12 protein-coding genes and 1 pseudogene are annotated in these 14,897 nt (G+C 72.5%); 8 read left to right on the top strand and 5 right to left on the bottom strand.

Annotated elements, in window-relative coordinates:
• Nucleotide 1: 1 nt before the first annotated feature.
• Entirely contained in the window at nt 2–1,255 is a 1,254-nt protein-coding gene (locus HLK59_RS26745) for an FAD-binding protein (RefSeq protein ID WP_171144072.1), read from the bottom strand.
• Between the two features lie 112 nt (nt 1,256–1,367).
• Between HLK59_RS26745 and HLK59_RS26740 the strand changes: the two genes are divergently transcribed.
• From HLK59_RS26740 to HLK59_RS26725, 4 genes are all read left to right on the top strand, one after another.
• Entirely contained in the window at nt 1,368–2,375 is a 1,008-nt protein-coding gene (locus HLK59_RS26740) for a hydroxyacid dehydrogenase (RefSeq protein WP_171144071.1), read from the top strand.
• A gap of 110 nt (nt 2,376–2,485) precedes the next feature.
• Complete coding sequence (locus HLK59_RS26735) at nt 2,486–3,148, top strand: pyridoxamine 5'-phosphate oxidase family protein (RefSeq protein WP_171144070.1); 663 nt, start codon at nt 2,486–2,488, stop codon at nt 3,146–3,148.
• A gap of 58 nt (nt 3,149–3,206) precedes the next feature.
• Entirely contained in the window at nt 3,207–4,526 is a 1,320-nt protein-coding gene (locus HLK59_RS26730) for a radical SAM protein (RefSeq protein WP_171144069.1), read from the top strand.
• A gap of 262 nt (nt 4,527–4,788) precedes the next feature.
• On the top strand, nt 4,789–6,261 hold the full coding sequence (locus HLK59_RS26725) for a cellulose-binding domain-containing protein (protein WP_171144068.1): 1,473 nt from the start codon (nt 4,789–4,791) through the stop codon (nt 6,259–6,261).
• 68 nt (nt 6,262–6,329) lie between these two features.
• Here HLK59_RS26725 and HLK59_RS26720 read toward each other — a convergent pair whose 3' ends face one another.
• The 3 genes from HLK59_RS26720 to HLK59_RS52055 form a co-directional block, all read right to left on the bottom strand.
• Nucleotides 6,330–6,824 (bottom strand): ATP-binding protein, encoded by a 495-nt coding sequence (locus HLK59_RS26720; RefSeq protein ID WP_171144067.1) that lies wholly within the window; start codon nt 6,822–6,824, stop codon nt 6,330–6,332.
• A gap of 113 nt (nt 6,825–6,937) precedes the next feature.
• Entirely contained in the window at nt 6,938–7,912 is a 975-nt protein-coding gene (locus HLK59_RS26715) for an MEDS domain-containing protein (protein ID WP_171144066.1), read from the bottom strand.
• A 49-nt stretch (nt 7,913–7,961) separates the two neighbouring features.
• Complete coding sequence (locus tag HLK59_RS52055; RefSeq protein WP_171144091.1) at nt 7,962–10,280, bottom strand: LuxR C-terminal-related transcriptional regulator; 2,319 nt, start codon at nt 10,278–10,280, stop codon at nt 7,962–7,964.
• A 393-nt stretch (nt 10,281–10,673) separates the two neighbouring features.
• Here HLK59_RS52055 and rsgA point away from each other — a divergent pair, with 393 nt between their 5' ends.
• The 3 genes from rsgA to HLK59_RS26695 all read left to right on the top strand — a co-directional run bounded on the left by rsgA (nt 10,674) and on the right by HLK59_RS26695 (nt 13,694).
• Nucleotides 10,674–11,765, top strand: a complete 1,092-nt coding sequence (rsgA, locus tag HLK59_RS26705; protein WP_171144065.1) for a ribosome small subunit-dependent GTPase A — start codon at nt 10,674–10,676, stop codon at nt 11,763–11,765.
• 91 nt (nt 11,766–11,856) lie between these two features.
• Nucleotides 11,857–13,215, top strand: a complete 1,359-nt coding sequence (locus HLK59_RS26700) for a DNA-3-methyladenine glycosylase 2 family protein (protein ID WP_206327623.1) — start codon at nt 11,857–11,859, stop codon at nt 13,213–13,215.
• Nucleotides 13,212–13,694: a methylated-DNA--[protein]-cysteine S-methyltransferase gene (locus HLK59_RS26695; protein WP_171144063.1), complete on the top strand. Its 483-nt coding sequence runs from the start codon at nt 13,212–13,214 to the stop codon at nt 13,692–13,694. The genes HLK59_RS26700 and HLK59_RS26695 overlap by 4 nt, the downstream gene beginning before the upstream one ends.
• Nucleotides 13,695–13,724: 30 nt before the next feature.
• On the opposite strand, the gene HLK59_RS26690 is transcribed toward HLK59_RS26695, so the two are convergent.
• The gene (locus tag HLK59_RS26690) at nt 13,725–14,207 is read right to left on the bottom strand and encodes a DUF456 domain-containing protein (protein WP_171144062.1); all 483 of its coding nucleotides are present in this window, start codon (nt 14,205–14,207) and stop codon (nt 13,725–13,727) included.
• Nucleotides 14,208–14,569: 362 nt separating this feature from the next.
• Here HLK59_RS26690 and HLK59_RS51240 point away from each other — a divergent pair.
• Nucleotides 14,570–14,897, top strand: a pseudogene (locus HLK59_RS51240) (hypothetical protein); the annotation flags it as partial.

Here is a 14,897-nt window from a genome sequence, read left to right as displayed (position 1 = left end):
GTCAGTCGGCGAGCGCGTCCCGCACGAAGGCGTTGGCGAATTTTGCCTCAGGGTCCAGGCCGGCTGCCAGTGTCCGGAAGTCGTCCAGCCTGGGGTAGCGGCCGCGCAGGACCTCGCCCGGGGTGGTGAACACCTTCCCCCAGTGCGGCCGCGGCCCGAAGGCGTCGAGCGCCTCCTCCAGCCGTCGCACCACCGGCAGGACGGCCGCCGTGTCCTCGATCCAGGTGAAGTGCAGCGCCACCGTGTCCCGCCCGTACGACGGGCTGAGCCACTGCTCGTCGGCGGCGACCGTACGCACCTCGCAGGTCTGCAGTACGCCGGCGACCGTCTCCCGGATACCGTCGATCGCATACAGCGCCTCGACGGCGTGCCGCCGCGGCAGCAGGTACTCCGACTGGAGCTCCGCCCCGCTGCTCGGCGTGAACTCCGCCCGGAAGTGCGGCAGCCGCTCGTGCCAGGGCCCCGGCACCCCGAACTGCTCGGTGCAGTTCACCGCCGGCATCCCCGGCACCGGGTGCAGCTTCTCGGTGGCGGGCGCGGCCCAGGTGAACCGGTCCAGGGGCTGATCCGTCCGCCGCTTCAGCCACACCTGCCGAAAGCCCCGCTCCCGCCAGTCCGTGAAGAGGCTGACGCTGTACGCGGCCGACATGACCGCCGAGAACGTCTCGAAGTCCAGCCCCTGAAGCGGCAGTTCGGTGAAGACATGCTGCTCGACCTCGAAGGCCGGCTCCAGGTCCAGGGTGAGTGCGGTGACGACACCCAGAGCGCCGAGCGAGGTCACGGCGCCGCCGAAGCGTTCGTCGCCGCGCCCGATCGTCACCGTCGACCCGTCGGCGAGGACCAGCTCCACCTCACGCACCGCCGAGCCCAGCGGACCGTTGCCCACACCCGAGCCGTGCGTCCCCGTGGCGACCGACCCCGCCACCGAGATGTGCGGCAGCGAGGCCATGTTGGGCAGCGCGAGGCCGTGGGCGTGGACCGCGCGAGCGAGCTCCGCGTACCGGACACCGCCCCCGACCCGCACCGTACGGGCCGCCGTGTCCACGTCGGTCATCGCGGGCAGCCCGGCGATCGACAACAGGACGCCGTCGGGGCCCGGTTCGGCGATCTCGTTGAAGGAGTGCCCGCTGCCCAGCACCCGCACTTTGGCGCTGTCGGCCACGAGTGCCCGGAGCGCGTCGAGCGAGCTCGGCCGGTGCAACTCCTTGGCGGCGTAGGTGATGTTGCCAGCCCAGTTGGTGACCGTCTGCGTCATCCCTGTCGTCCCTTCGGTGTGGTGCCTGTCCGTTGACCCTCTCATCCGTCGACTCTTAACGTAGAGAGCGGTTTCTATCTCTTTTCCTCGATGCCGACCGGGGGTCACCACCTTGCCCGAGCGTCCTCAGGCGCTGTTCGCCATGACCGCCACCAACCTTCCGCACGTCTTCCCGCCCAAGGTTCTGGCGCGGCTGCGGGAGGCGGTGGACATCGTCCCGGATCTCGTGGCCGAGGACTTCACTGACCCGCGCGTCAAGGAGGCGCTCGCCCGCGCCGAGATCCTCGTGACGGGCTGGGGCTGCCCCCGCATCGACGCGACGGTCCTCGACGCGGCCCCCGCCCTGCGGGCGATCCTGCACTCCGCCGGCTCGGTCAAGGGCTTCGTCACACCGGAGATCTGGCGGCGTGGCATCGAGGTCTCCTCGGCCGCCGACGCCAACGCGCTCCCGGTCGCCGAGTACACCCTCGCCATGATCCTCCTCGCCGGGAAGGACGTCCTCGTCGCCCGCGAGCGTCTGCGCACCTCACGCGCCCACCCCGGCTGGGGCATCGTCCCCGGCATCGGCAACCACGGCCGCCGGGTCGGCGTCATCGGCGCCTCCCGCATCGGCCGCCGCGTCCTGGAGCTCCTGCGCCCCTTCGACCTGCGGCCCGCGCTCACCGACCCGTACGTCACCGAGGCACAGGCGGCCCGGCTCGGCGTGCCCCTCCTGGAGCTGGACGAGCTGCTGCGGGGTTCGGACATCGTCACGGTCCACGCCCCGCAGACCCCCGAGACACATCACCTCATCGGCCGCCGCGAGCTGGCCCTGATGCCCGACGGGGCGGTCCTCGTCAACACCGCGCGCGGCGGCCTGGTCGACCACGACGCCCTGGTCGCCGAACTCCGCACCGGCCGTCTCAGCGCGGTCCTCGACGTCACCGACCCCGAACCGCTCCCCGCCGACTCACCCCTCCACGACCTCCCGAACGCCTTCGTCACCCCGCACCTCGCGGGCTCCCAGGGCAACGAGCTGGCCCGGCTCGGCACGGCGGTGGCCGAGGAGGCGGAGCGGCTGGCGGCGGGTGGGACGCCTGCGTATCCGGTCGAGCAGGCGGCCCTGGAGCGGGGGGCGTGAGGTGATCCGTTGGGCAAGTTGCTGCGGATTTCGTAGATCTTCGGATGGTCTGCAATAGGTATCCGCAGGAATGTGGCGCAACGGGCGCGATATCAGTAGCGTCCCTCGTCATGACCCTCGATCCGCTCCCCGAGACCGACCTCACCCGCCACCGCCGTCTGCGCGACCAGGGCAGTCTCGACCGCGCCGATCTGAACGCCGTCCTCGACGCGGGCTTCGTCTGTCACCTGGGCGTGGTGATCGAGGGCCGGCCGCTGGTCGTCCCGACCGTCTACGGGCGAGACGGCCGGCGGCTCTACGTCCACGGCTCGGTGGCGAGCCGCAGCCTCTCCGGCGGCACGCCCGTCTGCGTCACCGTCACGCACGTCGACGGGCTGGTCCTCGCCCGGTCCGTCTTCGAGCACGGAGTGAACTACCGCAGCGCGATGATCCACGGCGAGGCCCGCAAGGTCACCGACCCCGAGGAGAAGCTGGCCGGCCTGCGCCGGCTCACCGAACACGCGACCCCGGGGCAGTGGTCGTACGCCCGAAGTCCGAACCGCAGGGAACTCGCCGCCACCACGCTGCTCGTCCTCTCCCTCGAAGAGGCCTCGGTCAAGATCCGCACCGGCCCGCCGGACGACGGCGACGGACCCGACGCGGAACGGGGCCTGTGGGCCGGGACCCTGCCGCTGACCTCGGTGTGGGGCGCGCCCGTCGGTGATCCCGCACTGGCGGACGAAACACCCGTACCGGAACACATCGCGCGGCGCGAGGGGACCCGGTACGCATGACGGCCGGGCGGGGGCATAACGTGAGGAGTCGAACGCCTGAGCCGGGAGGAGATTACGGATGGGCAGCCGCACCGCACTGGTCGAAGATCTGATGGAGCGATTCCCGCACGTACCGCGGGAAGCCGTCTTCAAGGAGGATCTGCTGCGCGGCGGGGTGGCCTTCGATCCGTCCGCCCTCAGCGACAACGAGGGGGGTGACGTCAAACCGAAGTCGTACTTCATCTTCTCCTTCGACCACGGCACCCTGCCCGAGCTGGGCGAGGCCGCGCTGCGGCGGCCGCCGGAGGAGATCATCCTCACCGGCGGGCCGTACGACCTGCGCCGCACCGTCGTCTCCGTGCGGGTGAACCCGACCTCGCCGTACCGCGTCGCCTCCGACGACGAGGGGGTGCTCGGCCTCTACCTCGACGGCAAGCGCATCGCCGACGTCGGTGTGCCGCCGATGCCGGAGTACTACAAGCACAAGCTCTCCAACGGGAAGTCCGTCATGGAGGTCGCCCCCACCATCCAGTGGGGCTACCTCATCTACCTGACCGTCTTCCGGGTCTGCCAGTACTTCGGCGCCAAGGAGGAGTGCCAGTACTGCGACATCAACCACAACTGGCGCCAGCACAAGGCGGCCGGGCGGCCCTACACCGGTGTCAAGGACGTCGAGGAGGTCCTCGAAGCCCTGGAGATCATCGACCGGTACGACACCGCGAAGACCTCCACCGCCTACACCCTCACCGGCGGCGCGATCACCAAGACGGTCGCCGGGCGGGATGAAGCCGACTTCTACGGGCACTACGCCAAGGCCATCGAGGAGCGCTTCCCGGGCCGCTGGATCGGCAAGGTCGTCGCCCAGGCGCTGCCGCGCGACGACGTGCAGCGCTTCAAGGACTACGGCGTGCAGATCTACCACCCCAACTACGAGGTGTGGGACGAGTACCTCTTCAAGCTCCACTGCCCCGGCAAGGAGCGCTACGTCGGCCGCGACGAGTGGCACAAGCGGATCCTCGACTCGGCGGAGATCTTCGGCGCGCGCAATGTGATCCCCAACTTCGTGGCGGGCGTGGAGATGGCCGAGCCCTTCGGCTTCAAGACGGTCGACGAGGCCATCGCGTCCACCACCGAGGGGCTGCGCTTCTTCATGTCGCAGGGCATCACCCCCCGCTTCACCACCTGGTGCCCCGAGCCGACCACCCCGCTCGGCAAGGCCAACCCGCAGGGTGCGCCGCTGGAGTACCACATCCGGCTGCTCCAGGCCTATCGCCAGACGATGGAGGACTTCGGTCTCTCCTCGCCCCCCGGATACGGCGAGCCCGGGCCCGGCCGTGCCGTCTTCTCCGTGAGCTCCTTCATGGACAGCCTCCCGGCGCAGGAGCCCGCCGAGGTGTAGTCCAGTCGCGGGATTCCCCGGGGGAATCGAGCAGTTGAGGTCCGGATCGAGACGTCCGGGCCTTTTCTGCGTATGTCTCCAGGAGTAACACACGCAACAGCGGCAACGAGGTGTGGGCGGGCTCGAACTCCCGGTAACAGGATTTGAATAGTGAGCTTGTCAGTTGTGTGGAAGCCGTGAAAAGCTCGTGCACTGTCGCGAGGTTCCCCACAACTCCGTTGCCAATAAGGTGAGTTGACCTCGCTCCCGATGCAGGAGTCTGATGCCCGACCTGCCGACCCCCCAGGACGCCGCCGAGGCCGCGCTGTTCACCGAGTGCTGGGACGCCGTGCTCTCCTACGCCGACCTGTGCACGGCCGGCTCCACCGCGGCCGTCCAGTTGGCCACGGAGGCGTTCGCCCTCGGTATGCGCGAGGCCCGCACCGACGGCGACGGCAGCACCAGAGGATCGGGCCGCCGTGCGCCCCGGCTGCCCGTGATCCCCTTGCTGCTGACCGCCGTTCGCACCACCGCCACCGCCTGGGAGACCGCCGGTCAGGGTCACCGGCTCGATCCCGACCTGCGCCTGTGGCTCAACTCCGACAAGGCCGCACGCTACACCGGCCCGCCGTTGTCGCGCCCGCTCGCCCTGCGCGGCCTGCGCGACATGCAGGAACACGACGCGGATCTGCTGTGGCTGGCCGAGGTCGAGGCGCTGCCGCTGTCCGTGGTGGCCCGCCGGCTCGGTCTGGACCCGGCCCATGTGGCGGAGGAACTCACGCAGGTGCGCGGGCTGTTCCGGGACCGCAGCCACCGCGACCACCTCGACGCACCGATGGCCCCGCAGTGCCGCAGCTACGCCCGCCTCCTCGACGCGGTCACCCGCTCGACCTCCACCGACACCCCGGAGGACCTCTCCCGGCACCTCGCCACCTGTGTGCAGTGCGCCGAGGCCGCCGCCTGTCTGCGGCTGCACGGCGGCGGGCTGCCCGGGGCGCTCGCGGGCGGCGTGATCGGCTGGGGCGGCCTCGCGTACCTGGAGCGCCGACGCCGGGCCGCGGAGGTACGGCTGGGCGCCGGACGCCCGGAACCGCTCGACGCCGGCCCGCCGAACCCCGGCGCGCACAAGGCGCGTGTCGTGCGCAGTGGACTGCTCGTCACCGCCGTACTGGTCTCGCTCCTCGCGCTCGCCGTCTCGATGATGCCGATGGGCGGCGGCTCCATGGACGACGACGCCTCGCTGCCCACCGACCGTCAGCCGGTCGCCGACCCCGGCGTCACCGTGTCGTCGCCGTCCGCGACGTCGGTGCCCGCGGCCTCGCCCACGCCGACTTCGGCGGGCAGCACGTCCGCGAGGAAGAACCCCGACCCCGAACCCCAGGGCACCACGTCGTCCGCCGCCCGCGACGACGAGAAGCCGAGCCCCACCACGAGCGCGTCGGCCACCTGCGAGGTCCGGTACGTCCTGGTCAACCAGTGGCCCGACGGCTTCCAGGCCACCGTCACCGTCACCACCGACAAGGCCCTCGACGACTGGAGCGTCGCCTGGTCCTTCAAGGACGGCCAGAAGGTCGGCCAGATGTGGGACGCGAGCTACGCCCAGGACGGCTCCCGGGTCACCGCCACCGCCGCGGACTACAACAAGTCCGTCGGCGCGGGCGCCGACCTCGCCTTCGGTTTCCTCGCCTCCTGGCAGGGCACGAACTCCCCGGCGTACGACTTCACACTGAACGGGCACAGCTGCACCAAGGCCTGACCGCGGCCGTCCGGCGACCGCCGCCCCGAACCGGAGACCGGCCGGGCGCGGCCGGTCGCCGCGGCGGGTCACCGAGCCCGGCCGGGGAGGCAGCACCTCGGCTCGGACACCGGGGCCGGTCCCGTACGACCGGCCGGGGCGTCCGGGCCACCGGCCGTCAGCTCGAACCACACCTCCTTGCCGGCGCCGCCCTCGACGCGCCCGCTGCCCCACCGGTCGGCGAGCGCGTCGACCAGCAGCAGGCCGCGGCCGTTCTCGCTGTCCGCGTCGGAGCACACACCGGGTGCCTCGGGCAGGTCGGGCCCCTCGTCCGCGACCGTGCAGCGCAGCCGGCCGGACTCCAGGGACAGGGTGAGCCGGTAGCGGCCCCGGGCGTGCAGGACCGCGTTGGCGGCGAGCTCGCTGACCAGCAGCTCGGCGATCTCCGCCTGGTCCTGGAGCCCGTACTCGGCCAGCCATGTCCGCACGGCCACCCGGGCGAGGCGGACCGAGGACCGCCCGGGACCCAGGATCGTCGTACAGCCACCGCCCGGGGACAGGCCGGGCGGATGGACGTCGGGCATGGTCGTTTCCCTTCGCCCCGGCGGCTCGGCCTCCACCATGCCGTCGGCGAGCCCGCCGGGTCGCGGGGGAAACTACGCGCATCCGCGCGCCGAGCCCGTCAACCTCGGGTCCGTCACCCCGAGGGTGTCAGGGCCGTCTCCATGCGGATCGTCCACCCGTCCGCCGCCGCGTCCCCCGACCTCAGGTCCACGAACTCGCAGAACTGACGGGTCTGCCACAGGCCGTCCTCCGGGCCCGTCTCCGGGCCGGGGGGCCGGAAGCCGAGGAACGGGTCGGTGATACGGCCGTGCGGGGTGCGCAGTTCGCAGACGATCCGTTCCCCGGTCGACCACAGCAGCAGGTGCGCGCTGTCCAGGCCCTGGGCGGCCGCGTAGCCGGTGGCCCCGGACACGGCCACCCCGAAACGGTCGGCCCGCTCGCCCGTCATACCGCGGGCCCTCGCCTGCTCCGCGGCGAACCGGCGGGCGGTGGCCATGTCCCCGGCGAGACCGACCTCGACGGCCTCCGGCGGCGGTTCGGGCAGCGGGGCGAGGTCCCGCGTCGCGTACTCGGCGGGTCGTGTGAACTGGGGGCTGGGCCGGATGCCGAGCCGGTCCAGCACGGTCGGATGGGTGTGCCGGGCCGCCTCGACGACGTCGGGCGGTGCGATACGGGTGTCGTAGAGACACATCAGGTCCGGCGGGGCTCCGGTGAAGAGCTCGGTGGCCAGGGCCTCGTACCGCTTCCACTCGGTGATCTGGCGCGGCGAGCGGCCGCTCCAGAGAGGTTCGCCCGCCATGTGCAGCCGTCCCGTCGGGCCCGCGTGCGTGACGTAGTAGTCGAGGGCGGTGGCCATGCTGTTCGCGGGCGTCCCGCAGTACCAGTGCGCGGAGTCCTGGAGGTCCACATGCCGGGCGTCCGGGCCGAGCGCCTCGCGCAGCAGGTCCAGCTTGCGCGGGGTGGTGATGGCCACCGGGTCGGGTTCGTCCTCGGCGGCGATGCCGTCCCTGAGGAAGGGCACCATCATCGTCAGGAACTCCTCGTCGCAGGAGTGGATGCCGGCGTGATGCTTGACGGGGGCCGTGGTCTGCTGCTGGTGATCCGTCATGTCCGTTCCCTTTCGTGTGAGTCGTGAGGGGCGCGGTCCGGGGAGACCGTCAGGGGCGTGCGGTGCCGCGCGACGCGGTCCAGACGGCGACCTGGCTGCGGGAGGTGAAGCCCAACTTGCTGAGGATCCGCTCCACATGGCCCTCCGCCGTCCGTACCGCGACGACCAGCCGGTCGGCGATCTGCTGGTTGGTCAGGCCCTGGCCGAGAAGCTCGGCGACCTCCGCCTCGCGGCGGGTGAGCGGACTGTCCGGCACCCGGCGGGCGGATGACGTCCGCTCACCGAGCGCGTAGCCCACCGCGTCGTCCGGGTCGAGCTCCAGGCCCTCGCGGTGGGCGGGCCCGAACGCGTCGCCCAGCAGCGCACGGGCCGCTGCCTCGGCCTCGTCGCGGACCGGGCCGTGGGACGGGGTGCGGTCCAGGGCGACATGGGCGTCCCGCCAGATCCGCCGGGCCGCGCCCAGCAGGACGGCGGCGGGCCGGCCCTCGCCGGAGCGGGCGTGGACCGCAGCGAGCAGTTCCAGCGTGATGCCGATCCCGAACACGTCGCCGACCGCCCGCTTGAGCCGCAGACACTCCCGGGCGTGCGTCCTGGCCGACACCTGGTCCCCCCGGGACCACTCGGCGAAGGCGAGGATGCGCAGGAGGTAGGAGTGGATCCACTGCTCGCCGTGGGCCAGACAGATCCTCCGGAACTCCGCGCACAGGGCCATCGCGCGCTCGTACTCGCCCTGGAGACTGAGGACATGGGCCAGTTCGACGTACTTGAAGCCGACCAGGCTCATCGACTCGCCCTCGCGCGGCGGCCGGGAGAGCGCCTCCTCGTACACCTCCCGGGCCCGCTCGAAGGAGCCGCTGATCAGGCGCGCGCCGCCGCGGCCGAAGTAGGTGTGGGCGGCCTCGGTCTCGTCGCCGAGCCGCAGGGCCAGCTCGTGTGACTCCTCGGCGAGCGGCCCGCCCCGCACGGCGTCGCCCTGGCTGAGCAGCATCAGCGCCAGAGCCCACAGGGCCCGGGCCCGTTCACGGGTCGGCTCCGGGTCGGCGGCGAGCAGCCGCTCCAGCCAGAACCTGCCCTCCATCAGGGCGCCGGTCGCGAACCAGAAGAACCACAGATGCCCGGCGAGCTTCAGCCCGGCCCGCACCTCGCCCGGTGTGCCCAGACAGAACTCCAGCGCCGCGCGGACGGTGTCCGACTCGGCGTGCAGCCGCCGGACCAGCTCCGGCTGGTCGGGGCCGAACCACCGCCGCTCGCACTCCTCGACGAAGCCCAGGCACCAGTCCCGCACCCGGCGCCGGGCCTCCACCTCCGCGTCGGCGCCACTCTCGCGCAGCCGGTCCAGGCCGTAGTGCCGGATCGACTCCAGCATCCGGTACCGGGCGTGCACGGTGTCGCCGTCGCGGACCAGCAGCGACTTGTCGACCAGCCCGGCGACGGCGTCCACCGTCGCGTCCCGGTCGAGGCCCGCGCCGGCGCAGACCTCCTCCACCGCGTCCAGGTCGAAGCTCCCGGCGAACACCGAGGCGTGCGCCCACACCGCCTGCTCCTGAGGGGTGCACAGGTCGTGGCTCCAGTCGACCGTCGCCCGCAGGGTGCGGTGCCGGGCGGGGGCGTCCTCGGCGTCGGCCAGCAGCCGGTAGCGACGGTCCAGCCGGTCGAGCACCTGCCGGACACCCAGCGCGCGCATCCGGACCGCGGCCAGCTCGATCGCGAGCGGCAGCCCGTCCAGACGGTGGCACAGGGCGGCCACCGCCTCCTGGTTGTCCGCCGTGAGCGCGAACCCGGGCAGCACCTCCGCGGCCCGGTCGGCGAACAGGGCCAGCGCCGGATACTCCAGGGCGGGCTTGGGGGGCAACGGTTCGCCCGGCGCGGGCGTGGGCAACGGCTGCACCTCCAGTACGTGCTGTCCGGCCACCCCCAGCGGATGTCTGCTGGTGGCCAGCGCCCGCACCCGCGCGGTCCGCGCCAGCAGCGTCCCGAGGAGTTCCGCGCAGGCGTCGGCCAGGTGCTCGCAGTTGTCCAGTACGAGGAGCAGCTCGCGTTCCCCGAGGTGCTCGACGAGCACCTCGACGGGCGAACGCCCCGACACGTCACGGATGTTCAGCGCCTCGGCCAGGGCGAGCGGCACCAGCGAGGAGTCCCGCACACCGGCGAGCTGGACCACGTGCACACCGTCGGCGAACCGCTTCGTCAGCGCCGGCAGGACGTGCAGGGCCAGTCTGGTCTTGCCGACGCCACCCGGCCCGGTCAGGCTCACCAGCCGGTGGGCGGCCAGCAGCCGCTTGACCTCCGTGACCTCCTGCCGCCGGCCGACGAAGCTCGACGCCCTCGGACTCCGACCGGCACTTCCTCGCGTCGCGGATGCTTGCAGAATCGGAACCCGCCTCCGAACGTGGTGCGCCCCGTGCGCGCCGTGGATCCGCGGTGGGCGGGCCTACGGCGGCCCTACCAAGAACATTAAGAGCGAGGCGCAGGTCAGGCGCCTGTAGTGCGGACATTGCCAACTGACGGCGCTTTCCTGACAGAACGTGCTCATCTCCGGTCGCGCGGCGAAAAAACTCGTGGCGTCCGCGAGCGCACCTGTCTATGGTGGAGGCGTTCCGGCGTCGACCGATCACGGTCGACCGAGTGCGTACGAGGAGGTGTCTGACCGATGGCTGTCACTGCGACGAGCGCTGCCCGCATCCAGTTCATCAAGTCCACCTCCGTGGCCGCCGGCTGACCACCTCACTCCTCGCCGGGGCCACCCTGTGAAGGGTCACCCTTGACTTCCAGCTCTGTTTTCTCCGCGCTCGCTCCCTACGGCTGGGACGACGCATGGGCGGACGAGTTCGCCCCCTACGACGCCGAAGGACTGCTGGCCGGGCGGGTCGTCCGCGTCGACCGCGGGCAGTGCGACGTCGTCACCGCGGACGGCCTCCTGCGGGCCGACACCGCGTTCGTCACACCCCACGACCCGCTGCGGGTCGTCTGCACCGGCGACTGGGTCGCCGTCGAACCCGGCGGCAACCCGCGCTACGTCCGCACGTATCTGCCGCGCCGCACCGCCTTCGTGCGCTCCACCTCCTCCAAGCGGTCCGAGGGGCAGATCCTCGCCGCCAACGTCGACCACGCGATCGTCGCCGTCTCCCTCGCCGTCGAACTCGACCTCGGCCGCATCGAGCGCTTCCTCGCGCTCGCCTGGGAGTCCGGGGCGCAGCCCGTGGTCGTGCTGACCAAGGCCGACCTCGTGCCGGACGCGGTGACGCTCGCGCATCTCGTCGAGGACGTGGAGACCACGGCGCCGGGCGTACCGGTGCTGACGGTCAGCGCGATGGACGGCGACGGACTCGATGTCCTCGCCGCCGTCGTGTCCGGCGGTACGTCCGTGCTGCTCGGCCAGTCCGGGGCGGGCAAGTCGACCCTCGCGAACGCGCTGGTCGGAGAGGACGTCATGGATGTCCGGGCCGCCCGGGACGTCGATGGGAAGGGGCGGCACACGACGACCACACGCAACCTTCTGTCGTTGCCGGGAGGGGGCGTGCTCATCGATACGCCCGGGCTCAGGGGGGTCGGGCTGTACGACGCCGAGAGCGGTGTCGGACAGGTCTTCTCCGAGATCGCGGAACTGGCCGAGCGGTGCCGCTTCCACGACTGCGCCCATGAGGCGGAGCCGGGATGCGCGGTGCTCGCCGCGGTCGACGACGGTGAGCTGCCGGAACGGCGGCTGGACAGCTACCGGAAGCTGATCCGGGAGAACCAGCGGATCGTGGCCAAGACCGACGCGCGGGTCCGTGCGGAGCTTCGGCGGGACTGGAAGCGTCGGGGCGCCGAGGGGAAGGCCGCGATGGAGGCGAAGCGGGGGAGGGTGCGGTAGGGCACCTGTGAGCGCCTTTCAGGGCGCCACCAGTGCCGTGTCCGAAATCCGCCAGCCCTGTTCTTCCCCAGGCCGCAGACTGGACGGTGTGATGGACGAAGACAGCAGGTACGAGGCGGTGCGGAGTCGGGACGGGCGGTTCGACGGAGAGTTCTTCTTCGCCGTCGAGACGACCGGGATCTACTGTCGGCCCAGTTGTCCCGCCGTCACGCCCAAGCGGCGCAATGTGCGGTTCTTCGCGACGGCCGCCGCCGCGCAGGGCTCCGGGTTCCGGGCCTGCCGGCGGTGCCGTCCGGACGCCGTGCCGGGGTCGGCCGAGTGGAACGTACGGGCCGATGTCGTGGGCCGCGCGATGCGGCTGATCGGCGACGGCGTCGTCGACCGGGAGGGCGTCGCGGGGCTCGCCGACCGGCTGGGCTACAGCGCCCGGCAGGTCCAGCGGCAGCTCACCGCGGAACTCGGCGCCGGGCCCGTCGCCCTCGCCCGCGCCCAGCGCTCGCACACCGCACGGGTCCTGTTGCAGACCACGGAGCTGCCCGTCACCCAGATCGCGTTCGCCTCCGGGTTCGCCAGCGTGCGCCAGTTCAACGACACGATCCGCACCGTGTACGCGTCGACCCCGAGCCGGCTGCGCGACGCCGCGCCCGCGTCCCGCCGTACGGCCACCCCGGCGGCCGGTGTACCGCTGCGCCTCGCCTACCGGGGCGCCTACCGGTCCGGCGCCGTCTTCGACGTCCTGGCCGACGAGGCCGTGTCCGGCGTCGAGGAGGTGAGCGGACCGGAGGGGAAGCGCACCTACCGGCGCACCCTGCGGCTGCCGTACGGCACCGGGATCGTCGCCGTCGAGGAACGGCCGCGCGGCTGGCTCGACGCCCGGCTCCACCTCACCGACCTGCGGGATCTGACGACCGCCGTACAGCGGCTGCGGCGCCTGTTCGACCTCGACGCCGACCCGTACGCCGTCGACGAACGGCTCGGCGCCGACCCGCGGCTCGCCCCGCTGGTCGCGGCCCGGCCGGGGCTGCGGTCGCCGGGCGCCGCCGACCCGGAGGAACTGGCGGTACGGGCACTGGCCGGCCCCGCACGGACCGCGCGGCTCGTGCAGCGCTACGGCAAGGCACTCGACGCGCCCTGCGGCAGCCTCACCCACCTCTTCCCCGAACCGGCGGTCCTGGCGGAGGCCGAGCCCGCGGGCCCCCTCGGCGCGCTCACCGCCGCCCTCGCCGACGGCGCCGTCCACCTGGACCCCGGCGCCGACCGCGACGACGCGCAGACGGCGCTGCTCGCCCTGCCCGGCCTGGACGCCCGTACCGTCGCCGTCATCCGCACCCGCGCCCTCGGCGACCCCGACGTGGCCCCGCCCGACCTGGACGCCCCCGACAGCTGGCGCCCCTGGCGCTCGTACGCCGTACAACACCTGCGCACCGCAGGGGAGTTGGAGACCCGATGACCACCCACTGGACCACCGTCGACAGCCCCGTCGGCCCCCTCCTCCTCACCGCCGACCCGACCGGCACCCTCACCTCCCTCTCCGTGCCGGACCAGAAGGGCGGCCGCACGGTCCAGGACGGCTGGCGCCACGACCCCGCCCTCTTCCACGAGGCCGGACAGCAGCTCGCCGCGTACTTCGCCGGTGAGCTGAAGGAGTTCCGGCTGGAGCTGAGGGCCGAGGGCACCGAGTTCCGCGAACGGGTCTGGGCCGCCCTCGACGACGTCCCCTACGGCGCCACGACGACCTACGGCGAGATCGCCACCCGCATCGGAGCGCCCCGGGCCGCGGTGCGGGCGGTGGGCGGCGCGATCGGCGCCAACCCCCTGCTCATCGTCCGGCCCTGCCACCGGGTGATCGGTGCGGACGGTTCGCTGACGGGGTACGCGGGGGGCCTGGAACGCAAGACGAGGCTGCTGAGCCTGGAGGGTGCCCTGTAGGACGCGGGCGAACCGCGCCGCGGCCCTGCCTCACCCCCACAGCACCGCCCCCAGCCACGCCCCCATGATCAGCAGGCAGGTGAACAGCTCCGCCAGCACGCTGGAGCCGCCCGAGCGCATGACCGTGCGCAGGGCTGCCTCGGCCTCGCCGCGGCGGCCCAGGCGGAGGCGTTCGTGCAGGTAGATCCCGGCCATGAAGCCGGGGATCGCGCCCAGCACGGGGACCAGGAAGAAGCCGAGGAACGCGCCGATCCCGGCGTACACGGCCATCCGGGGCGTGGCACCGCTGGTGCGCAGCCGACGGGGCGGCAGCGCCCAGCGCACCACCTGGGACAGGAACAGCACGACGGTGGCCCCCACCAGCACCCACCACGCGACCGGCCGCGGATCTTTCAGCGCCCACCACGAGACCGCGGCCCACACGAGCCACGACCCCGGCACCCCGGGCACCAGCACTCCGCACAGGCCGAGCAAGAGGACCAGGCCGACCAGCAGGAGGTCCCACACTCCCATTCGTCCAGGGTGCCGGAAGCCTGGAGAACCCGCAGGTCAGCCAGGTTCCCCCGGGCCCGGCCCGCCGTACGTCGATCACAGCGCGGCGACAGGGAAGCAGGTCACACTCAGTTCCGGCATGACCGACGCGAACGGCGATCCGGTCAGCCGGATCGTGGCCCGGGCCCGCGACGTGCGCCGACGCGTCGGGGATCGAAGGTCCGGGTCACCCGGGTGTCGCCGGGCGGTTCTCCCGTGGGGGGTGGATCCGCCCGGCGACGCCACTCGCACGACTGTTCCCTGACTCACCTTCCGTACGGCGTGCCGCCGATTTTTCCGGATGCCCCGTTTTCATACGGCCCGTGCGGTGGACAATTAGGGGCATGAGCCAGCAGGGGGGAAGGCCCACCGGTCACGAGGACGACTGGTGGGGTCAGCTGTACGACGAAACCGAGGACGCGGGCCCGGCAGCCGCGCCCGACTCGCTGGACGACAGGTTCGCCTCGGCGGCGGGGACGGTGAACACGGGGACGGGCGTTCCGGCACCGAGGGCGGGCGAGGAGGACACCCCGCCGACCCCGCTGACGGAATCCCGGGCCCCTTGGGAACCCGGGCGGGCGACAGCGGACCCGACGAGCATCGCGGCGGGCGGCGATCCACCGAGGCCCGAGGGCGGCCCGCCCGCAGCGGCACCGGGCGACACCGCGCCCC

It is taken from the genome of Streptomyces sp. S3(2020) (assembly GCF_013044505.1).
GTDB lineage: Bacteria > Actinomycetota > Actinomycetes > Streptomycetales > Streptomycetaceae > Streptomyces.
The sequence above is the reverse complement of the archived record's forward strand: the minus strand, read 5'-3'. Positions and strand labels throughout refer to the sequence as shown.